At 64.3% G+C, this 20,919-nt stretch carries 15 protein-coding genes; 10 read left to right on the forward strand and 5 right to left on the reverse strand.

Annotated elements, in window-relative coordinates; genetic code table 11:
• The first annotated feature begins 19 nt into the window (after positions 1–19).
• The 9 genes from phnC (at position 20) to ACOGJC_RS01130 (ending at position 12,379) form a co-directional block, all read left to right on the forward strand.
• Positions 20–871, forward strand: a complete 852-nt coding sequence (gene phnC, locus ACOGJC_RS01090; RefSeq protein ID WP_419846665.1) for a phosphonate ABC transporter ATP-binding protein — start codon at positions 20–22, stop codon at positions 869–871.
• A complete protein-coding gene (phnE, locus tag ACOGJC_RS01095; protein WP_419846666.1) occupies positions 871–2,661 on the forward strand; it encodes a phosphonate ABC transporter, permease protein PhnE in 1,791 nt (596 codons plus the stop codon). The genes phnC and phnE overlap by 1 nt, the downstream gene beginning before the upstream one ends.
• A gap of 43 nt (positions 2,662–2,704) precedes the next feature.
• Positions 2,705–3,502 carry a phytanoyl-CoA dioxygenase family protein gene (locus ACOGJC_RS01100; RefSeq protein WP_419846667.1) on the forward strand — a complete coding sequence of 266 codons (798 nt, stop codon included), beginning with the start codon at positions 2,705–2,707 and terminating at the stop codon, positions 3,500–3,502.
• A 43-nt stretch (positions 3,503–3,545) separates the two neighbouring features.
• Positions 3,546–6,089 (forward strand): valine--tRNA ligase, encoded by a 2,544-nt coding sequence (gene valS, locus ACOGJC_RS01105; RefSeq protein ID WP_419846668.1) that lies wholly within the window; start codon positions 3,546–3,548, stop codon positions 6,087–6,089.
• An 82-nt stretch (positions 6,090–6,171) separates the two neighbouring features.
• Positions 6,172–6,825 carry a molybdate ABC transporter substrate-binding protein gene (gene modA, locus ACOGJC_RS01110; RefSeq protein WP_419846669.1) on the forward strand — a complete coding sequence of 218 codons (654 nt, stop codon included), beginning with the start codon at positions 6,172–6,174 and terminating at the stop codon, positions 6,823–6,825.
• A complete protein-coding gene (gene modB / locus ACOGJC_RS01115) occupies positions 6,822–7,676 on the forward strand; it encodes a molybdate ABC transporter permease subunit (protein ID WP_419846670.1) in 855 nt (284 codons plus the stop codon). Before modA ends, modB begins: the two co-directional genes overlap by 4 nt.
• The gene (locus tag ACOGJC_RS01120; RefSeq protein WP_419846671.1) at positions 7,673–8,713 is read left to right on the forward strand and encodes a sulfate/molybdate ABC transporter ATP-binding protein; all 1,041 of its coding nucleotides are present in this window, start codon (positions 7,673–7,675) and stop codon (positions 8,711–8,713) included. The genes modB and ACOGJC_RS01120 overlap by 4 nt, the downstream gene beginning before the upstream one ends.
• A 157-nt stretch (positions 8,714–8,870) precedes the next feature.
• Positions 8,871–11,291: a ribonucleoside-diphosphate reductase subunit alpha gene (locus ACOGJC_RS01125; RefSeq protein ID WP_419846672.1), complete on the forward strand. Its 2,421-nt coding sequence runs from the start codon at positions 8,871–8,873 to the stop codon at positions 11,289–11,291.
• A gap of 128 nt (positions 11,292–11,419) precedes the next feature.
• The gene (locus tag ACOGJC_RS01130; protein ID WP_419848281.1) at positions 11,420–12,379 is read left to right on the forward strand and encodes a ribonucleotide-diphosphate reductase subunit beta; all 960 of its coding nucleotides are present in this window, start codon (positions 11,420–11,422) and stop codon (positions 12,377–12,379) included.
• 197 nt (positions 12,380–12,576) lie between these two features.
• On the opposite strand, the gene dnaG is transcribed toward ACOGJC_RS01130, so the two are convergent.
• From dnaG to uppS, 5 genes are all read right to left on the reverse strand, one after another.
• Positions 12,577–14,463, reverse strand: coding sequence for a DNA primase (gene dnaG / locus ACOGJC_RS01135; protein WP_419846673.1), 1,887 nt, complete (start codon positions 14,461–14,463; stop codon positions 12,577–12,579).
• Between the two features lie 41 nt (positions 14,464–14,504).
• Positions 14,505–16,025, reverse strand: a complete 1,521-nt coding sequence (locus ACOGJC_RS01140; RefSeq protein ID WP_419846674.1) for a putative PEP-binding protein — start codon at positions 16,023–16,025, stop codon at positions 14,505–14,507.
• 10 nt (positions 16,026–16,035) lie between these two features.
• Entirely contained in the window at positions 16,036–17,373 is a 1,338-nt protein-coding gene (locus ACOGJC_RS01145) for a glycine--tRNA ligase (protein ID WP_419846675.1), read from the reverse strand.
• A 65-nt stretch (positions 17,374–17,438) separates the two neighbouring features.
• Complete coding sequence (gene recO, locus ACOGJC_RS01150; protein WP_419846676.1) at positions 17,439–18,152, reverse strand: DNA repair protein RecO; 714 nt, start codon at positions 18,150–18,152, stop codon at positions 17,439–17,441.
• Positions 18,153–18,204: 52 nt separating this feature from the next.
• Positions 18,205–18,927 (reverse strand): polyprenyl diphosphate synthase, encoded by a 723-nt coding sequence (gene uppS / locus ACOGJC_RS01155; protein WP_419846677.1) that lies wholly within the window; start codon positions 18,925–18,927, stop codon positions 18,205–18,207.
• A gap of 102 nt (positions 18,928–19,029) precedes the next feature.
• Between uppS and ACOGJC_RS01160 the strand changes: the two genes are divergently transcribed.
• Positions 19,030–20,913 (forward strand): ATP-dependent DNA helicase, encoded by a 1,884-nt coding sequence (locus ACOGJC_RS01160; RefSeq protein ID WP_419846678.1) that lies wholly within the window; start codon positions 19,030–19,032, stop codon positions 20,911–20,913.
• The last annotated feature ends 6 nt before the right edge of the window (positions 20,914–20,919 follow it).

The following is a 20,919-nucleotide window of genomic DNA, read 5'->3' on the forward strand; positions in this document are numbered from 1 at the left end:
TGACAGGAGTCAAGGCAGTATGGCTTCCCCCGATGATGGCAACGTTATCGTTCCAGATTCGGGGGAAGCCGCTGTTAAGGTTATAAATCTCGTCAAGACGTTTGACAATGGGAGCGTTACGGCCCTTGATCGGGTTTCCTTTACCGTGCCTAAAGGTCAATTGCTCGTTATTATTGGGCTTTCTGGTTCTGGTAAATCAACGTTGCTTCGCCATCTCAACAGACTTCATTTACCAACAGAAGGGTCGGTAGAGGTTCTCGGTCAAGACGTGCCTGCACTGACCCGACCAGAACTGCGGATTCTTCGACGTAATATCGGTTTCGTTTTCCAGCAATTTAATATAGTTGGAAGAGTTACCTGCATAGAGAATGTTCTAAGTGGTGCGCTAGGTCGAATACGAGGACCACGTATCGGCGCGATGATGTATCCAAAATGGTTGCGCGTCGAAGCATTCGAACAACTTGACAGAGTTGGGCTGGCCGATCGGGCTTGGCAGAGAACAGACACACTTTCTGGGGGTCAGCAACAACGTGTGGCTATAGCGCGAAGTTTGATGCAGAAGCCTAAGATCGTTCTCGCCGATGAGCCTGTTGCGTCCCTAGACCCTGAAATTTCAGGACAGGTAATGGACTTGCTTGTCCAATGCTGCATAGAAGATGAAATCACAGTTCTTTGCAGTCTCCATCAAGTTGATCTGGCGTTGGGATGGGCACACCGTCTAATAGGGCTTCGCGATGGCAAGGTAGTTCTAGATTCACCAGTTGATGAATCGCTGGACCACAATAGGGTTATGGATGTTTATCGGGAGTTGGACCCAACCGGAGCCAAACGAGATGAATACGCTAGCTCCGATATTGACCCCATCTCATAATGAGTACTCTAGAAACCTCAGATCAACGAACCCAAAGAAACCATAACGGTACGAAAAGCGGCTTCTCGGATCAGGTTTCTCGCCCATGGACCCTCCAGAGGGCACAAATCTGGAGTGTCGTTGTCCTCGTTGTGGTTGCCTTTGTTTGGTCTATTCGCCGTGTAGGTCTCTCATTCAGTGGTATAGCAGAGATCATTGAAGGCTGGCCGGCAACCTGGCGCCTACTCGGTAGAATGGTGCCACCGTTTATACCCAGTGAAGATTGGGATGTAGTCACATCCGCCGCTTTTGATACGTTCTTCATGGCCTTTGCCGGTACAGCGCTTGGATTGGTCCTAGGAATACCACTCGGTCTTCTTTCAGCAAGGAACGTTATGCCATGGGCCCCTGTTCGTGGGCTCGCAAAATTGGCAATAGTCTTCTCACGGGCTATACCTGCTCTGGTCTTTGCAATCTTCTTCGTCAGGATATACGGCATCGGCGTTTTACCTGGAGTGATAGCGATTGGCATTCACTCAATCGGTATGATCGGCAAACTCACCGCTGATGCAGCAGAAGACATTGATCCCGGCCCTCGTGAAGGAGTGGCTTCTACGGGTGCTGGCCCTATGCAGGACCTTTCCACCGGTGTGTGGAGTCAGATGGTTCCAACAGTTATCACAATTTCCCTGTATCGGCTGGAACTTGATTTCCGTTCCGCTCCTATTCTTGGTTGGGTAGGGGCAGGAGGGATTGGGGTTCTTCTCCGCGCCTACCAAGGCAGTCTCCGCTATCAGGAAATGCTTGGAGTCACGCTACTCATCGTAGTCCTTGTGATTGTCTTAGAAGCGCTCTCTGCATTGACTCGCCATGCACTTCTCGGAACAACCGAGAGACTCTCGGGTAAAGTAAAACAGGCAAAGTCCAATAGATTAGGAAGTGGCCTGGCTAGTCCTGGAAAAAAGATAGCAGATTGGATTATCGACAGATCTAGACAAAGAGCCACGCTACGTAATCAATTATCTCCGAGGCGCCTGACCCCACCGTGGACTACAGAGCGGGTAAAAGTAAATACAGTTGGTCTAATATTCTCTGCACTCCTCGTGCTTTCGTTGATCATCCCAGACATCGGTGCTGATGAAGTGATTACTGGTAGTGGGAACATACCAGAGATGCTAAGAAGACTAACCCCCAATGATTGGTCTTGGTTCACCGATCGAATCGTTTCTGACCTCATTGATACGTTGGGGATCGGAATTTCTGCCACGGGGTTGGCACTACTGTTCGCAATCCCATTCTCATTCCTTGCTGCGAGCAACACGGCCCCAGGACGGTTTGTTTATCTCTGCTCACGGTCATTCATGCTTCTTGTCCGTTGCGCTCCCGAACTAGTAGTCGCTGTTATATTTGTTGCAGCAATCGGCCCAGGCCCTAGAGCTGGTTCGCTTGCACTGGCTATTGCAATGTTTGGCTTTATCACAAAACTATTTGCTGATGCCATAGAAGAAGCCCGTCAGGGAATTCGTGACGGGGTGACTTCAACTGGGTCAACCAGGCTTCAGGAATCAACTACTGCAGTTTTGCCGCAGGTAATCACTTCCAAGATCAGCAACTCCATGTATCTATTAGATGTTGCAGTACGAAATTCAGCAGTCGTGGGTATCGTCGGTGGCGGTGGAATAGGATTCCTGGTGATCAATGCCTCTAGACAACTGGAGTGGGAAACTTTAGGCGGAATCATCTTCTGCATATTCGTCGTGGTTTATGCCATCGAACTTCTTGCCACCTGGGTCAGAAGGAAGGTGACGTAGGGGTTGTGAAAATGGGCCTCCTTTTGGGGCAATATGGTCTGTGATGGAAACCGACTACTGGCGGGACGGCTATTTCATTCGGCGCAAGCTGGTGCCCGAGGAGATGATCGACACCCTCAACCAGCGGTTCGCCGATATTGCCGACGGCACCGTCGCCCAAGCCCCCAACATGCAGGTAGCCCGCAACGTGGAGATCGCCAAAGGGCTGGTCACCCCCCGAACTCCAGCGCACGGCATCGCCAAGGTGAACTTCGTGAACGGCGACCCGGTGATGTCCCGCTATGCGCACTACGAGCCGATCATCGACCAGGTGACCGAGCTCATCGGCGACGACCTGATCGCCCTGAACAGCATGTACCTCAACAAGCCCACCGACGTCGACGGCCGCCACCCCCTCCACCAAGACCTGCTCTACTTCCCGCTCCGTCCCGCCGACCACATCGTCGGCGTCTGGACGGCGCTCGATCAGATCACCCGAGAGAACGGCTGCCTGGTGGTCATCCCGGGCACCCACACCGGTGAGCTCCTGGAGCACGACTACCCCGACTGGGAGCACAAGAACTTTCTGTTCTTCGGGGCCAAGGGCATCAAGGTCGACCTGCGGGTGCACCTCGAGATGGACCCCGGCGACACCCTCTTCTTCCACCCCCTGCTGGTCCACGGCTCCGGTTACAACCGCACCGAAGACCTTCGCCGCGCTATCGCCGTCCACTACGCCAGCGCCCACTGCGAAGACATCTGGCGCGGAGAAACCAAAACCATCGGCAACTTCAACCCCCGCCTTGACATCCGCCTTATACGGGGCAACGACCCCCACAACTACGCCCAACCCGCTTCGTAACGACTGCAACCCGCAACAAGTACCCAAGTACGATGACCAGGCGATGACCGCCGCCCGCAACGTTCCTGAGAAGCCCGCGCTTGAGGGCCTCGAAGCCAAGTGGGACGAAATCTGGGAAGCCGACGGAACGTACCGCTTCGACCGCACCGCCACCCGCGACCAGGTCTACTCAATCGACACCCCGCCCCCCACCGTCAGCGGCTCGCTCCACGTGGGCCACATGTTCAGCTACACCCACTGCGACACCCTGGCCCGGTATCAGCGCATGCAGGGCAAAAAGGTGTACTACCCCATGGGCTGGGACGACAACGGCCTGCCCACCGAGCGCCGGGTGCAGAACTACTTCGGCGTCCGCTGCGACCCCTCCCTCCCCTACGACCCGCACTACCAGCCCCCCGACGAGCCCGGCAAAGACCAGCTCCCCATCTCCCGGCGCAACTTCGTCGAGCTGTGCGAGCAGCTCACCGCCACCGATGAGCAGGCCTTCGAGGAGCTGTGGCGCCGCCTGGGCCTGAGCATCGACTGGGCTCTCACCTACGCCACCATCGACGAGCGCAGCCGCCGGGCCTCTCAGCGGGCCTTTCTCCGCAACCTGGCCCGGGGCGAGGCCTACCAGAGCGAGGCCCCCAGCCTGTGGGACGTGACATTCCGCACCGCAGTGGCCCAGGCCGAGCTGGAGGACCGAGAGCGCCCCGGCGCTTACCACCGGCTGGCCTTCCGCCAGCCCGACGGCGGCGACCTGCCCATCGACACCACCCGCCCAGAGCTGCTGGCCGCCTGCGTGGCTGTGGTGGCCCACCCCGACGACCAGCGCTACCAGCCCCTGTTCGGCCAAACCATCACCACTCCCGTGTTCAAGGCGGCGGTGCCCATGGTGGCCCACACCCTGGCCGACCCCGAAAAGGGCACCGGGGCGGCCATGATCTGCACCTTCGGCGACACCACCGACGTGACCTGGTGGCGGGAGCTGAACCTGCCGGTGCGAGCCATCGTCGACCGGGGCGGCCGCATTGTGGCCGACGCCCCCGAGGGGATCGACCCTGCCCCCTACGCTGAGATCGCCGGGCGCACCATCCACGGCGCCCAGCAGCGCATGGTGGAGCTCCTCACCGAGTCGGGCGAGCTGATCGGCGAGCCCCGGCCCATCACCCACCCGGTGAAGTTCTTCGAGAAGGGCCAGCGCCCCCTCGAGATCGTCACCTCCCGCCAGTGGTACATCCGCAACGGCGGGCGCGACGAGGCCCTGCGCGACGCCCTCATCGAACGGGGCCGGGAGCTCAACTGGGTGCCCGAGCACATGCGGGTCCGCTACGAGAACTGGGTCGGCGGGCTGAACGGCGACTGGCTCATCAGCCGCCAGCGCTTCTTCGGCGTGCCCTTCCCCATCTGGTATCCGCTGGACGACGACGGCCAGCCCGACTACGACCACCCCATCGCCGCGGATGAGGCCGGCCTCCCGATCGATCCCTCCTCCGACACGCCCCCCGGCTACGCCGAAGACCAGCGGGACCAGCCCGGAGGGTTCACCGCCGACCCCGACGTGATGGACACATGGGCCACCTCGTCACTGAGCCCCCAGATCGCCTGCTACTGGGAGGACGACCCCGACCTGTTCGAGCGCACCTTCCCCATGGACCTGCGCCCCCAAGCCCACGAGATCATCCGCACCTGGCTGTTCGCCACCGTGACCCGGGCCCACTTCGAGCACGGCGGGCTGCCGTGGTCCACCGCGGCCATCTCCGGCTGGGTGCTCGACCCTGACCGCAAGAAGATGTCCAAGTCGAAGGGCAACGTGGTCACCCCCATGGGCACCCTTGAGCAATTCGGCGCCGACGCCCTGCGCTACTGGGCTTCGTCGGGGCGGCCTGGCACCGACACTGCCTTTGAGGAAGGCCAGATGAAGGTGGGACGGCGCCTGGCGGTGAAGATCCTCAACGCCAGCCGGTTCGTGCTCGGCCAAGAGTCGGCCGCCGACGCTCAGCCCACCGAGACCCTCGATCGGGCCCTGCTAGCCCACCTGGCCGACCTGATCGACGATGCCACCGCCGCCTTCGACAAGGGCGACTACGCCCGAGCCTTAGAGAGCACCGAGACGTCGTTCTGGTCGTTCACCGACGATTATCTGGAGCTGGTGAAGAACCGGGCCTACGGCGGCCGGGGTGGACCGGAGGGCGAATCGGCCCGCTACACCCTGGAGACTGCTCTCACCGCTTACCTGAAGCTGTTCGCCCCGTTCCTGCCCTACGTGACCGAGGAAGTGTGGTCGTGGTGGCAGGAGGGCTCGGTCCACCGCTCCGCCTGGCCCGTCAGCGCCGAGCTGCGGGCCGCGGCCGGCGACGTGAACCCCGAGGCCGCCGCTGTGGCAGCCGACACCCTTCGGGAGATTCGCCGCATCAAGAGCGACGCCAAAGTGCGCCTGGCCACCGCCATCACCACCGCCACCGTCACCGATACCGCCGAGCGGCTGGCCATCTTGGAGCAGGTGGCCGACGACGTGGCCGACGCCGGGCGGTGCCGAGAACTGCTCACCACGGTGGGCCCGGAGTTGTCGGTGACCGCCGAGCTGGAAACCGAGACTGCGGCCTGACATGCGCGCATTGGGCCTCGGTGTTCTAGCCGGGGTTCTTGCCTGGTTGGTGACAGGATGCGGGGGTGGAGGCAAGACCACAGTGACCGTCTACGCCGCGGCGTCGCTGTCGGAGGCGTTCGAGGACTTGGCCACCGAGTACGAGGCGGCCAACCCCGATGTCGACGTGAAACTCAACTTCGCGGGCAGCGCCCGGCTGGCCGCCCAAATCAGCGCCGGCGCCCGAGCCGACGTCTTTGCGTCAGCCAACAGTGCCACCATGAACCGGGTGGCGGCCGAAGGGCGCACAGCGGCACCCCCCGTATTGTTCGTCCGCAATCGACTGGCCTTGGTGGTGCCGATCGACAACCCGGGCAATGTCACCGAGCTGGCAGACCTGTCAGATGGCAGCTTGGTGTTGGCCATGTGCGCCCCCGAAGTGCCCTGCGGCGCCCTGGCCCGGGCCGTGCTGAACGACGCCGGGGTCGACGCTGACGCCGACACCGAAGAGACAAGCGTGCGGGCCGTGCTGACCAAGGTGACCCTCGGCGAGGCCGACGCCGGACTGGTGTATGCCACCGATGTGGCGGCTGGCGGCAACGAGGTGGCCTCCGTGCCCCTCGGCCCCCAGATAAGGTTCAACGACTACCCAGTGGCCGCGGTCAGCGAGCGGGCTGTTGCCGCCGATTTTGTGGATTTCCTCCTCGGACCCGACGGGCAGGACATCCTTCGCAGCCACGGATTCCAATCGCCATGACCGATCGCTCACCCCCCAAAGAGCCGAACAACCGGCCGCCGATCGCGGTCATGGTGATGGCCCTCATCGCGTTGGCGGTCCTGGCGCTGCCCCTGGTGGGCCTGTTGCAGCGGACCCCGTGGTCTTCGCTGGGCACCACCCTGGGTGAGACCGCCACCTTGGAGGCTCTCCGAGTCTCGGTGGTGGTTTCGCTTCTCGCCGCAGCAGTGTCGGTCGTGCTGGGGCTCCCTCTAGCCTGGGTATTGGCCCGACTGACGTTCCGGGGCCGGGCGCTGGTCCGGGCCATCGTGCTGTTGCCCATGGTGCTGCCCCCGGTGGTGGGCGGCATCGCCCTGTTCTTCGCTCTGGGACGAAAGGGGCTGGTCGGACGGGCGCTGCACAACTGGTTCGGCCTTGACACCCTCATCGGCACCACGGCGGGAGCGGTGATCGCCGCGGCCTTCGTGTCGATGCCGTTCTTCGTGATCACCGCCGAGGCGGGGCTGCGACAGCTCGATCCCCGGCTGGAGTCGGCCGCCTCCACCCTGGGCGCCGGGCGCTGGACGGTGCTGCGCCGGATCACCGTGCCGCTGCTGGCCCCGTCGCTGGCCGCGGGGGCCACCTTGTCGTGGGCCCGGGCTCTCGGCGAGTTCGGGGCCACCATTACTTTTGCCGGCAATCACCCGGGGCGCACTCGCACGCTGCCCTTGGCCATTGCCCAGGCCAATGAAGCCGGCCAGCCCGAGGCGGCCATTGCCATGTCGGTGCTGCTGATCGGGGTATCGCTTCTCATCCTCATCGGCCTGCGCCACCGCTGGATCGCCCCCCGCCAGCCTCAGCCGCCCCGTTCGCAAGAGACCTCGCCGTCATGAGCATCCAAGCAGACATCCACGCCGCAACCGGAGACTTCGCCATCCAAGCAGCATTCAACGCGCCGATGGGAAGCTGCACCGCCATCGTCGGCCCCAACGGAGCGGGCAAGACCACCCTGACCCATGTACTGGCCGGGCTGATCCCCGTGCAACAGGGCAAGGTTGTGTTGGCCGGTCAGGTGGTCGACGATCCCGACCAGAGCATCTGGGTACCTCCCGACCGTCGGCCTATCGCCCTGCACAGCCAGCACAACCTGTTGTTTCCCCACCTCAGCGTGGTAGACAACGTGGCCTTTGGCCCCCGGTGCTCAGGACTGGCCGCTCGCCCCGCCCGCCAAATGGCCGAAGAGTGGCTGCACAAGGTTGGCCTGGCCGATCTGGCCGAACTGCGCCCGGCTCAGCTGTCCGGCGGCCAGGCTCAGCGGGTGGGACTGGCCCGGGCCGCGGCCTGCCAACCAGTCGTGCTTCTGCTCGACGAGTCGCTGGCCTCTCTCGACGCCGAAACCCGCACCGACGTACGCCACCTGCTGGCCGACATCGACACCACCCGGGTGCTGATCACCCACGACCCCGTCGAGGCCCGAGTGCTGGCCGACCAGCTCCTGGTGATGGAAGAAGGCCAGGTCGTCCAATCCGGGACTCCCGAGGAGGTGACCGCCGACCCCCGAACCCCTTGGACCGCGGGGCTCTTGGACGTGAACCTGGTCACCGGCCACGCCTCTGGCACCCATGTGGCCCTCGACTGCGGACTCACCCTCACCACCGCCACCCCCAAGAACGGGCCGGTGCTGGTCACCTTCTCCCCCGCAGCCGTCACCTTGTCGACTGTCCAACCCCACACCAGCGCCCGCAACACCTGGGAGGCCCAAGTGGCCCGAATCCAACCCGAAAGCGACCGGGTACGGGTGCTTTTGGAGTGGCCTCTGCCCTGCCATGTGTGGGTCACGCCCCAAGCAGTGGGCGAACTCGGCCTGAGTGCGGGATCGCGGTGCTGGGCCGCTCTCAAAGCCACCGAGTTGACCGTTCGAGACGCCTAGTCCGCGCGCGCCAATACGCCCACTTTTTCGTAGCCCCATTCTAAAGGCCCAGGTCACAGACCTAACCCGCAATGACTATTGCGTAATTTCCCGTGTGTAATTACACTTTGAGGACTTAGCGCTTGCAGCATCCAAGCCTCGTTCTCAGGGGGGACTGATGACACTCATACAGGAGCCACTGGCCGCAGTAGCAGGCAATGGGGCCGATGCCGACCAGAATGGGGCCAGCGCGACCGGGATGCGAGTGCGCAAGCGCAACGGCGAACTGGAGCCGGTAGACGTCAACAAGATTGTCAACGCGGTGGCCCGCTGCGCCGAGGGACTGGTGGGCGTCGACCCCATGCGGGTGGCCACTCGGACCATCTCCGCGCTGGCCGACGGGGCCACCACCCGAGAGCTCGACGACCTGTCGATCCGCACCGCCGCCGGACTCATCGTCACCGAGCCCAACTACTCCAGGCTGGCCGCTCGCCTCCTGTCCACCTGCATCGACAAAGAGGTCCGCAACCAGAACATCCCGTGGTTCACCGAATCGATCAAGGCTGGCCACAGCCTGGGCCTCATCAGCGATGAGACCGCCGATTTCGCCGAAAAACACGCCCCGGCGCTGAACGCCTCCATCAGCTCGCTACGCGACCGGAACTTCGAGTTCTTCGGCCTGCGCACGGTGTACGACCGCTACCTGCTGCGCCACCCCGACACCCGCCAAGTGATCGAGACCCCCCAGTACTTCTTCTTGCGGGTGGCCTGCGGCCTGTCGGCCGACGCCGATGAGGCCATCGCCTTCTACGACCTGATGAGTTCGCTGGCCTACCTGCCATCCAGCCCGACATTGTTCAACTCGGGCACGGCCCATCCCCAAATGTCGTCGTGCTACCTGCTCGACTCCCCCGAGGACAGCCTCGAGGGCATCTACGAGCGGTACACCGACATCGCCCGGCTGTCGAAGTTCGCCGGCGGCATCGGCGTGGCCTGGCACCGCATCCGCTCCAAGGGGTCGCTGATCCGGGGCACCAACGGCCTGTCCAACGGCATCGTGCCGTGGCTCAAGACCCTGGACAGCTCGGTGGCCGCCGTCAACCAAGGGGGCAAGCGCAAAGGCGCGGCCTGCGTGTATCTGGAGACCTGGCACGCCGACATCGAGGACTTCTTGGAGCTGAAGGAGAACACCGGCGACCACAACCGCCGAGCCCACAACCTCAACCTGGCCAACTGGATTCCCGACCTGTTCATGGAGCGGGTGGAAAAGGACTGGCAGTGGTCGCTGTTCGACCCCAAGGAGGTCCCTCACTTCACCGACTTGTACGGCGATGAGTTCCGGGAGGCCTACGAGGAGGCTGAGCGCGAGAAGAAGTACGAGGTCCAGCTCCCCGCCCGCCAGCTCTATAGCCGCATGATGCGATGCCTGGCCCAAACCGGCAACGGTTGGATGACCTTCAAGGACGCCTCCAACCTGCGCTGCAACCAGACCGGCCAAGAAGGCCGGACCGTGCATCTTTCCAACCTGTGTACCGAGATCATCGAGGTCACCAGCGCCGATGAGACCGCGGTGTGCAACCTGGGGTCGGTCAACCTGGGGGCGTTCGTCGATACCGACACCAACAAGATGGACTTCGATCGGCTCGGCGAGGTGGTCCGCTCGGTGGTTCCCTTCTTGGACCGGGTGATCGACATCAACTTCTACCCCACCCCCGAGGCGGCCAGCTCCAACGCCAAGTGGCGCCCGGTGGGGCTGGGCCTTATGGGCCTCCAAGACGTGTTCTTCCATCTGGCCATGCCGTTCGACAGCGACGAGGCCCGCCGGTTGTCGGCCCGCATCTCCGAGGAGATCTACTTCAACGCCCTGTGGGCTTCCACCGAGCTGGCCGAGAAGCACGGTCCCCATCCCGCGTTCCCCGAAACCCGGGCAGCAAGCGGTCACCTCCAATTCGACCTGTGGGGCAAGGAAAGCTCCGATCCGGCTCGATGGCAGACGCTGCGGGACCGCATCGCCGAGCATGGGCTGCGCAACTCCCTGCTCATCGCCATTGCCCCCACCGCCACCATCGCCTCCATCGCCGGGTGCTTCGAGTGCATCGAGCCCCAGGTGTCCAACCTGTTCAAGCGGGAGACCCTGTCCGGCGAGTTCTTGCAGATCAACCGGTACCTGGTGAACGACCTCCAAGAACTGGGCCTGTGGGACGACCAGATGATCTCCGACGTGAAGCGCTCCGAGGGATCAATAGCCGACATCGATCGCATTCCCGACGACTTGAAGGCGGTGTACCGCACCGCCTGGGAGATCCCCCAGCGATCGCTCATCGACATGGCCGCCGACCGGGGGGCGTTTATCGACCAATCCCAGTCGCTGAATCTCTTCATGGAGTCGCCCACCATCGGCAAGCTCAGCTCCATGTACTCGCACGCCTGGAAGTCGGGTTTGAAGACCACCTACTACCTGCGGTCCCGCCCGGCCACCCGGATCAACCAGACCACCACCGGCGGTACTCCCACAGTCCCTGATTCCGCCCCAGTTACCGACGCCGAGGCGGTGGCCTGTTCCCTGGAAAACCCCGAAATGTGTGAGGCATGCGACTGATGGCACTGGCAGAAACCCCCTTCCTCGAAGAAGACCTGGCCCTCAGCCCCGCGCCGCAACCGGCGCCAGCGGCCGCACCGGCCAATGGTCGCATTCTCGATCCCGGCTTCAAGCTCACACTGCGCCCCATGCGCTATCCGCAGTTCTTCGACATGTACCGCGACGCCATCAAGAACACTTGGACGGTGGACGAGATCGACTTCTCCGACGATTTGGTCGATCTGGAGCGCACCCTTTTGCCCGCAGAGAAGCACCTGGTGAACCGACTGGTGGCGTTCTTCGCCACCGGCGATTCCATCGTGGCCAACAACCTTGTTCTGAACCTCTACAAGCACGTCAACGCCCCCGAGGCCCGGATGTATCTGTCCCGGCAGCTCTATGAGGAGGCATTGCACGTCCAGTTCTATCTGACCCTGCTCGACAACTACATCCCCGACCTCGCCGAGCGGGAGGCCGCCTTCGCGGCCATCGACAACATCCCTTCAATCCGCCAAAAGGCCGAGTTCTGCTTCCGGTGGATGAACTCGATGGATGACATCGAGCGGTGCGAAACCCACCAGCAGCGCCGCCAGTTCCTGTTGAACCTCATCTGCTTCGCCACCTGCATCGAGGGGCTGTTCTTCTTCGCGGCGTTCGCCTACGTGTACTTCCTGCGGTCCAAGGGTCTGTTGAACGGGCTTGCCGCCGGCACCAACTGGGTGTTCCGCGACGAGAGCTGCCACATGAACTTCGCCCTAGAGGTGGTGAACACCGTTCGGTCCGAGGAGCCCGAGCTGTTCGACGCCGAGCTCAGCGAGCAGGTCACAACCATGATCCGCGAGGCGGTGGACTGCGAGTACCAGTTCGCCGAAGATCTGTTGGGCCAGGGCGTTCCCGGAATGTCGGTGGCCGACACCCGCCGCTACCTGGAGTTCGTGGCCGACCAGCGTCTGACCCAGCTCGGTTTGCCCAAGCAATTCGGGTCCAAAAACCCGTTCTCGTTCATGGAGCTCCAAGACGTGCAGGAGCTGACCAACTTCTTCGAGCGCACGGTGGCCTCCTACCAAGTAGGCGTCGAGGGCGACGTGGCCTTCGACGAGGACTTCTAACCCGCCCCTTCTTCGGCGCTCGGCGGGGCGAGAAAATGCTGTGGCCGCCTTTTGTCGAATGGACGCGCTGCGCCCCTGGGCCGGAGGGGGGCAGCCCAGGGGCGCACTTACCCTGTTGAGGGATCCTCTATCAGGCTACGGGCACGGTGGGGATTCTGGGTGGATGCTGTAGGTATTGGGGTGACCCGGTCCCCCGCCTACGCCTCCGGGCGCAGCAGCTCCAGTAGGGCGTGGGCCTGCTCGGGCTCCCACTCCGACTCGCGGAGCTTGTCCATGGCGGTCTTCAGGGTGGCCACCCGGCGCAGCAGGTCGTCGTCGGCCGAGCCGGTGCGGGCCTGGCGCTCGAGGTAGGTCAACTCCCGCTGGGCCGACTCGTATAGCAGGATGGCCATGGCCACTTCTTGGCGGTGGCTGCTGGCTCGCAGGTCCTCGTCTTCTACGACCAAGAGTTCCTGCATGAGGGCCACCAGCCTCGGGTCGGCCTCGGCGAGCAGCGCGTTCATCTCGGGGTACTCCAGCAGAGCCTTCAACAAATCCTGGTACAGGGGATAGTGGAACATCTCGGGGCCGATCTCCGGCCACACTGCGCTGGGCTCGTTGGCCGCCAGCCACAGCACTTGGCGCTCCACATTGTTGGGCGGTAGTTCCTGGTTACCGTCGATGGTTTCGTGCTGGCTATATCTCTCGCCATTTTCGCTAGCGAAACCCTCGGCAGTCTCAGCAGGGTGAGGGGCATCGTCTGGCCGATCATTAGCGGAAAAGCGGGCATTACGAGGACGCGGCGGGCGGTATTCCTGAGCTATACGACTAAGGCGCTCCAAGGCGTTCGCGTCGTCCTGGCGACACCTAGTAGCGATTTCCAGCAAATAGGGATCGCGAACCAAAGGATCCTTGATCGGGGCCACAACCTCGGTAGCTTGCCTGGCTGCTAGAGAACGACCTCTGATAGTCGCCAAATCGGCTTGGGACAAGACCCGTTCATAGCGGAACCGCGGAAAAGCCATCGCCTCTTCGACAGCAACTACCAACCCCTCCGGGTCGGTCTTGGCCAACTCTCCAGGATCGGTGCCAGTAGGGAAAACAGCCACCTTGACTTCAATTTCCCCTTCCCACTGCAAGAAGCGCTCAGCTGCATCACTTCCAGCAGTGTCCGGGTCGAAAGCCAAGACGATCCGACTGGCAAATCGACGCAACATCTGGATGTGGTCTTCGGTTGCCGCCGTGCCACAGGTGGCCACCGCCCGGGAGATGCCGGCCTGGGCGAAGCCGATCACATCGGTATAGCCCTCGCATACGATCACCTCGCCGGCGTTCACGATGTCCTGCTTGGCCCAGTTGAGGCCGTACAGAATCCGGGACTTGCGGTACACCGCGTTGTCCACCGAGTTCTTGTACTTGGGACCCTCCCCGCCGGGCAGCACGCGCCCGCCGAACCCCACCGGCTTGCTGCTGGGGTCGAAGATGGGGAACAGGAGCCGGGCCCGGAAGCTGTCCTGAATGCGCCTGCCCTTGTTGCGGAACCCCAGCCCGGCATCGGAGAACACCTGCACCGGCATTCCCCCTTCGGTGCCCACCCCCAGGTCTTTGGCCAGCGCGTCCCAATCGTCGGGAGCCCACCCCAGCTTGTACTGGCGCACCACGTCGCCGTCGTAGCCCCTTTCCCGCAAGTAGCGCCGGGCCATACCGGCGTCGGGAGCGGTCAGCAGGCGCTGGTGATACCACTCCACCGCCTGTTCAAGCGCTTCGGAGAGCTTGCCCCGCTTGGCGCGATCGGCCCCCTCTCCCGGCGCGGTGTAGCGCAGTGCGATTCCCGACCGGCCAGCCAGTCGCTCCACCGCCTCAACGAAATCGGCGTGCTCTATCTCCCGGACAAAGGTGATGGCGTCGCCGCTGGCCTTGCACCCAAAGCAGTGGTACACGCCCATCTCGGCGTTGACCGAAAACGACGGAGTCTTCTCAGCATGAAACGGGCACAGTCCCTGCCAGCGGCGCCCGACCCGCTTCAGCTGCACGTATTCGCTGATGACCGCGACGATGTCCGTCGCCTCTCGCACCCGGGCCACGTCTTCGTCGTGGATGCCCACAGTGTGAGATTACGCCGAACCGATGACAGCTTGGGCAGTCGCTAGCCGGACCCCGAGGCCACAACAGCTTGGGCCGCTGCTAGGCGAGCCACCGGGACCCGATGCGGGGAGCAGGACACATAGTCCACCCCTGCGGCGGCCCAGAACGTGATCGACGCGGGGTCACCACCGTGTTCGCCGCACACCCCGATCTCGATGCCGGGGCGGGCGGCATGGGCCGCAGCCACCGCATCGGCGACCAGCCGACCCACCCCGGTCTCGTCCAGGGTCTCGAACGGGTTGGCCTCCAGCAGACCGTGATGGATGTAGGGACGCATGATCCGAGCCTCAATGTCGTCGCGGCAGAATCCGAAGGTCATCTGGGTCAAGTCGTTGGTGCCCACCGACAAGAAGTCGGCGCAGGCGGCGATCTCGGCCGCGGCCAGCGCCGAGCGGGGCGTCTCGATCATGGCCCCGACGGGAATCCTCCGGTCCCCCAGTCGGCTCCCGAAACCGGCCAGTTCCTCGGCTACCGCGGCCTGCACATGGGCCAGCTCGGGGCCGCCCACCACCAGTGGCACCATAATCTGCACCTGGGGATCGCCCCCGGCAGACAGCCGGCGGGCGGCGGCCTCAGCCACCGCTTTCGCTTGAGCTCGATACAGCTCGGGGCGCAGTACTCCCAGTCGGGCCCCCCGCACACCGAGCATGGGGTTCTCCTCGACCAGCTCGGGATGGTCGGGCAGAAACTCGTGCAGCGGCGGGTCCAGCAGCCGGACGGTCACCGGCAGACCGTCCATGACCTCCAAAAGCTCAACCTGATCCTCTACTTGAGCTTCAGCCAAGGCGTCCAGCGCAGCCGGCCCCCCGTCGGTGATGGCCCGCTGGATGAGCGGCAGCCGCTCCCCCAAGAACATGTGCTCGGTCCGGCACAGCCCCACCCCAGTCGCCCCGAACTCCCGGGCCAGCCGGGCCGAGTGGGCGTCGTCGGTGTTGGCCCGTACCGCCAGCCGCCCGCCTCGTAGCTCGTCGGCCCACCCCAGCAGCGTGAACAGCTCGTCGGGGATCTCCACGTCGCCCACCTCAGCGGCCCCCAGCATGATCGTTCCTGCCGACCCGTCCACGGTGATGGGGTCGCCGTCGCACAGGTCCACGTCGCCCAGCCGGGCTTTTCCGGCGGCAAGGTCCACCGCCAGGGTCTCCACCCCCACCACCGCGGGAATGCCCCAGCCTCGGGCGATCACCGCCGCGTGGCTGGCCATGCCCCCTTTGGCGGTGATGATGGCGGCAGCCGCCGACATGGCCACCTCGTCGGCCGGCGTGGTGAACGGTCGCACAAACACGGCGGGGATGCCCTCATCGTCGGCGTCCAGAACCGCGTCCACCGTCAAGCACACCCGGCCCGACGCCGCTCCCGGCGAAGCCGCCACCCCATGGGCGGCCACCGGTACCTGCGGGTCGTCGGTCATCTTGGCGTGGAGCAGGTCTTCCACGTCATCAGGGGCAACCGCCAGCACCGCATCGGTCCGATCCAGCTCGCCCCGCTCGGCGGCCTGCACCGCGGCAACGATCGGGCCGGTCACCAGAGTCGCCTCACAAATCGAGCTTGTCGTCCAAGTGCTCGGCCAGCCCTTCGATGGGCACCCGGTCCTGCTCCATGGTGTCGCGGTCGCGCACCGTGACCGCCCGGTCATCCAGGGTGTCGAAGTCCACCGTCATGCAGTAGGGGGTGCCGATCTCATCTTGACGCCGATAGCGGCGGCCGATCGATTGGGTGACGTCGTAGTCGGTCATCCAGCGGGGTTGGAGCAGGCCCAGCACCTCCTCGGACACCGCCTGGAGCTCGGGCTTCTTCGACAACGGCAGCACCGCGGCCTTGTAGGGGGCCAGCCGGGGATGGAGCCGAAGCACCGTGCGGGTCTCCCCTCGCACCTCTTCGGTGTCGTAGGCGGCCAGTAGAAACGCCATCATCGTGCGAGTGGCCCCGGCGGCCGGCTCAATCACGTGGGGCCGATAGCGCTCGTCGGCCTGCTGGTCGTAGTAGTCCAGGTCGACGCCGGAGTGCTCAGCGTGCTGGGTAAGGTCGTAGTCGGTGCGGTTGGCAATGCCCTCCAGCTCACCCCAGCCCCATGGAAACAGGTATTCCACATCGGCGGTGCCAGCTGAGTAGTGGCTCAGCTCGTCGGCGTCGTGGGGCCGCAGCCGCAGCTTGTCGGCGGGGATGCCCAGCTCGGTGTACCAGTCCATTCGGGCACCGCACCAGTACTCGAACCACATGGCGGCCTCGTCGGGGGGCACGAAGAACTCCATTTCCATCTGCTCGAACTCCCGGGTGCGGAAGATGAAATTGCCCGGGGTGATCTCGTTGCGGAACGACTTGCCGATCTGGGCGATGCCGAACGGCGGTTTGTTGCGCATGGTGTTCAGCACGTTGGCGAAGTTGATGAACATGCCCTGGGCTGTCTCGGGCCGCAGGTACACGTCGGCCCCAGCCCCGGCCACCGGGCCGGCCTGGGTTTGGAACATCAGATTGAACTCCCGGGCCTCGGTGAACTGGCCCTTTGCGCCGCAACTCGGGCACGTATCGGGGTCTTCCAGCTGATCCTCGCGGTGGCGTGCGCCGCAATTTCGACAGTCCACCAGGGGATCGGTGAAGTTGGTCAAATGCCCCGATGCCTCCCACACCTGGGGAGGCGACAGGATAGAAGCGTCGAGGCCGACCACATCGGTGCGAAGCTGCACCATGGTCCGCCACCAGGCATCCTTCACGTTGCGCAGCAGCAGCACGCCCAGCGGGCCGTAGTCGTAGGCGCTACGGAAACCGCCGTAGATCTCCGCCGACTGGTACACGAACCCCCGCCGCTTGCAGAGGTTCACCACCTTGTCCATCACCTCGTCGCCCCCACCATGGACGACATCACCGCTGCTCATGGCCCGCAGGCTACCGGCCCTCAGCCACAGAGCTGGCACCGAAAACCAGTAGCGGCCTGAACCTCTCAGCCGTAGGCGCCCGCAGCGCGGAGGCGGCGTTCTAGGTGGTGTTCTAGGGCGGCGGTGGACAGGTGCTCTACCTCGTTGGTGGCGGGTGAGGGGGGTAGGGCTAGGGCGGCGGTTAGGTTGCCGCCTAGCACCATTCGCATCAACTCCAACGCGTCGGGCGACAGGGGGGATCCCCGGCGGCAGTTGCGGCACAGCGCGCCGCCGCTGGCGTAGTCGAAGGCGGCGAGGCCGTCAGCGGCTCCACAAGAGGCGCACACCCCTACTTCGGGCCCGACACCGTCGTGAACCAACAGCTTGAGATAGAACGCGGGCACCACCAGCGTCGAATCGCCCGCGTCCAGGGTCCGCAGGCCGCCCAGCAGCATCCGGTATAGCGCGCCGTCGGACTCCCGATCGACGCCTACCCGGTCGACCGCCTCCAGCATGGCCATGGCCTTGCCCAGCCGGACCAGATCCTCCCGCACCGCCCGAAACTGGTCTACCGACTCGGTCTGGGTCACGATGTCGAGCTCGCTTCGGCCCCGATGGAGCTGAACCTGCACATGGCTGGTGGGTTCGAGGCGCCCGCCGAACCGGCTGCGGGTCTTGCGCACTCCCTTGGCCACCGCCCGCACCTTGCCGTGCCCCCGAGTGCAGAACACCACGATGCGGTCGGCCTCGCCCAGCTTGTAGGTGCGAAGCACGATCCCCTGGTCCCGGTAGAGGCTCACCGCAACTAGTCTCCCACTCTCCAACCCCGGCAATGGCGCACCGGGGCCACCGCTATCTCACCCGACCGAAGCGGCGATGGCGGTGCTGGTATTCGGCGATGGCGGCGAACAGGTCGTGGCGGGTGAAGTCGGGCCACAGAACATCGCTGAACACCAGTTCGGAATAGGCCAGCTCCCACAACAGGAAATTGGAGATGCGGTATTCCCCCGAGGTCCGGATGATGAGGTCGGGCTCGGGCATCTCCTGGTCGTAGAGGTGTCGGGCGATGGTCCGCTCATTGATCATGCGGGCCGGGATCCGCTGGGCGGCAATCTGTCGCACCGCGTCCACAATCTCGGCCCGGCCTCCGTAATTGAAAGCCACCACCAGCGTCATCCGCTCGTTGTGCTGGGTGAGCTCGATGGCCTCGTCCATCTCTTTGATCAGGCCCTTGGGCACCCGCCAATCGCGGCGGCCTACAAAGCGAATCCGCACCCCCATCTCGTTCAGCTCGTCACAGCGCCGACGCAGGATGGTGCGGTTGAAGTTCAGCAAGAAGCGAACCTCGTCGTCGGGGCGGTTCCAGTTCTCAGTGGAAAAGGCATACACCGTGAGCCATTTGATGCCCAGCTCCAGCGCACCCTCGATCACATCGAACAGGGCATGCTCGCCCTGCTCGTGGCCCTCGGTGCGGGCCATGCCCCGCTGCTCGGCCCAGCGCCCGTTGCCATCCATCACGCATCCGACGTGGCGGGGAATGCGATCCCGGTCAAGGCAATGGTCGGACAGGCCCACACCTGCACGGTACTCCCCCGCGAGCCCCGACAGGGTGCGGGAGAGGGCCTTCAATCCGGTTTCTCCGCAATCGGGCGCCCACCCACAAGTAGCGTCGGAGTGATGCCGGAAATCGCCGCGGTTGAGGAGGCCCTGGAGGCGGCCGTCTCGTCGTTGGACGGCGGAGGCGAGCGTCGTCCCGGACAGCGAGACATGTGTCATGCAGTGGCTGAGGCGATGGAGTCGGGACGGCACCTAGTGGTTGCCGCCGGCACCGGCACCGGCAAGTCGCTGGCCTACCTGGTGCCGCTGGTGCTGGGTGAGGGCCCCTCGGTGGTGGCCACCGCCACAAAAACCCTCCAAGACCAACTGGTCGACAAAGACCTCCCCCAACTCGCCGAGGCTCTGGGGCAACCGGTGCGCTTCGCCGTGCTGAAGGGACGATCCAACTACCTGTGCCTCCAGCGGTTGGAGGAGCATCTCGCCGACGACCAGTTGAGCCTGGACATCGCCGACGGCACCCGGGCGGAGATCTCCCGGCTGGCGGCGTGGGCTGGGCACACTGACACCGGCGACCGGGCCGAGTTGGACTTCGAACCCTCCCCCGCCGCCTGGGATGCCCTCAGCGTGTCGGGCCGGGAGTGTCCGGGGGCACAGCGCTGCCCATCGGGTGAAGTTTGCTTCGCGGAAAAGGCCCGCCACCGGGCTAACGCCGCCGATGTCGTGGTGGTGAACACCCACCTCTACTGTCTGCACCTGTTCAGCGAAGTCCCGTTGCTGCCCGAGCACGACACGGTGGTCATCGACGAAGCCCACGGCCTGGAAGACATCGTGTCCGACACCGCAGGGCTATCACTGAGCGGGGGGCGGTTCGACGATCTGGCCCGACGCGTCCGGGCGGTGGTAGCCGAATCGGCCGCGGCAGGCGATCTGGAAGACGCCGGCGCGCTGCTGCGGGAGACCCTGTCCCCTTACCGGGACAAGCCGTTGCCGGTTCCGTTGCCCGACGAGCTCCAGAGCATGGCCGTTTTAGCCCGAGGCCGGGTGGAGCAGGCTCTTGTCGAGCTGCGAGGAGTGCCCGACGACGCCCCCGGCGATGTCGCCCCCCGCAAACTACGGGCCATGCTGTCGGCCGGAGCCCTGGCCGAGGACCTGGCTCGGGCGGTGGAGACCACCCCCGCCGAGGTGGCCTGGGTGTCGGGCGCTGAGACCTCGCCCGCGTGGCGAATCGCCCCCATCCAACTGGGAGAACTGCTGATCGAGCACTTGTGGGAGCACACCACCGCAGTGCTGACCAGCGCCACCATCCCCATGAACCTGGGTGAGGTGCTGGGGCTCGACCCCGACGAGCACGACGCCATCGACGTGGGCAGCCCGTTCGACTACGAGGCCAACGCGCTGCTCTACTGTGCCAAACACCTGCCCGACCCCCGCAATCCCGACTACGAGCCAGCCGCTCACGAGGAGCTGGCCGCGCTGATTGAGGCCGCTGGAGGCCGCACCCTGGCTTTGTTCACCAGCTACCGGGCCATGGACCGAGCCGCCGAAGTGCTGAAAGAGCAGCTCGACTTCGAGATCTACACGCAACGTGACCTGCCCAAACCCGAGCTGCTGCGGCGTTTCGCTGCCGAGGTGGAGAGCTGCCTGTTCGCCACCATGAGCTTCTGGCAGGGGGTGGACGTGCCCGGCGAGTCGCTGTCGCTGGTGGTGATCGACCGTTTGCCGTTCCCCCGTCCCGACGATCCCCTGTTGGAAGCCCGGCGGGAGCGCTATGGCAAAGAGGCCTTTCGCCTCGTGGACCTGCCCCGCGCCGCCACCCGGCTGGCCCAGGGCGCCGGGCGGCTGATCCGTCGAGGCGACGACCGGGGCGTGGTGGCCGTACTCGACTCCCGTATGGCTCGGGCCGGCTACCGCTGGACGCTCGTCGACGCCCTTCCCCCCTTCCCCCGTACCGCTGAGCGCGACCGGGCCGTCACCCTCTTGAGGATGATCCGCGACGGGGTCTGATCTACA

This window comes from Candidatus Poriferisocius sp. (assembly GCF_965204015.1).
Taxonomy (GTDB): domain Bacteria; phylum Actinomycetota; class Acidimicrobiia; order Acidimicrobiales; family Bin134; genus Poriferisocius.

Excerpts from the sequence above, each read along its gene's own strand:
- phnC (WP_419846665.1), top strand. The coding sequence starts at position 20 with ATGGCTTCCCCCGATGATGGCAACGTTATCGTTCCAGATTCGGGGGAA.
- phnE (WP_419846666.1), top strand. The coding sequence starts at position 871 with ATGAGTACTCTAGAAACCTCAGATCAACGAACCCAAAGAAACCATAAC.
- ACOGJC_RS01145 (WP_419846675.1), bottom strand. The coding sequence starts at position 17,373 with ATGAGCAGCGGTGATGTCGTCCATGGTGGGGGCGACGAGGTGATGGAC.
- ACOGJC_RS01120 (WP_419846671.1), top strand. The coding sequence starts at position 7,673 with ATGAGCATCCAAGCAGACATCCACGCCGCAACCGGAGACTTCGCCATC.
- ACOGJC_RS01130 (WP_419848281.1), top strand. The coding sequence starts at position 11,420 with ATGCGCTATCCGCAGTTCTTCGACATGTACCGCGACGCCATCAAGAAC.
- ACOGJC_RS01160 (WP_419846678.1), top strand. The coding sequence starts at position 19,030 with ATGCCGGAAATCGCCGCGGTTGAGGAGGCCCTGGAGGCGGCCGTCTCG.
- ACOGJC_RS01100 (WP_419846667.1), top strand. The coding sequence starts at position 2,705 with ATGGAAACCGACTACTGGCGGGACGGCTATTTCATTCGGCGCAAGCTG.
- valS (WP_419846668.1), top strand. The coding sequence starts at position 3,546 with ATGACCGCCGCCCGCAACGTTCCTGAGAAGCCCGCGCTTGAGGGCCTC.
- modB (WP_419846670.1), top strand. The coding sequence starts at position 6,822 with ATGACCGATCGCTCACCCCCCAAAGAGCCGAACAACCGGCCGCCGATC.
- ACOGJC_RS01125 (WP_419846672.1), top strand. The coding sequence starts at position 8,871 with ATGACACTCATACAGGAGCCACTGGCCGCAGTAGCAGGCAATGGGGCC.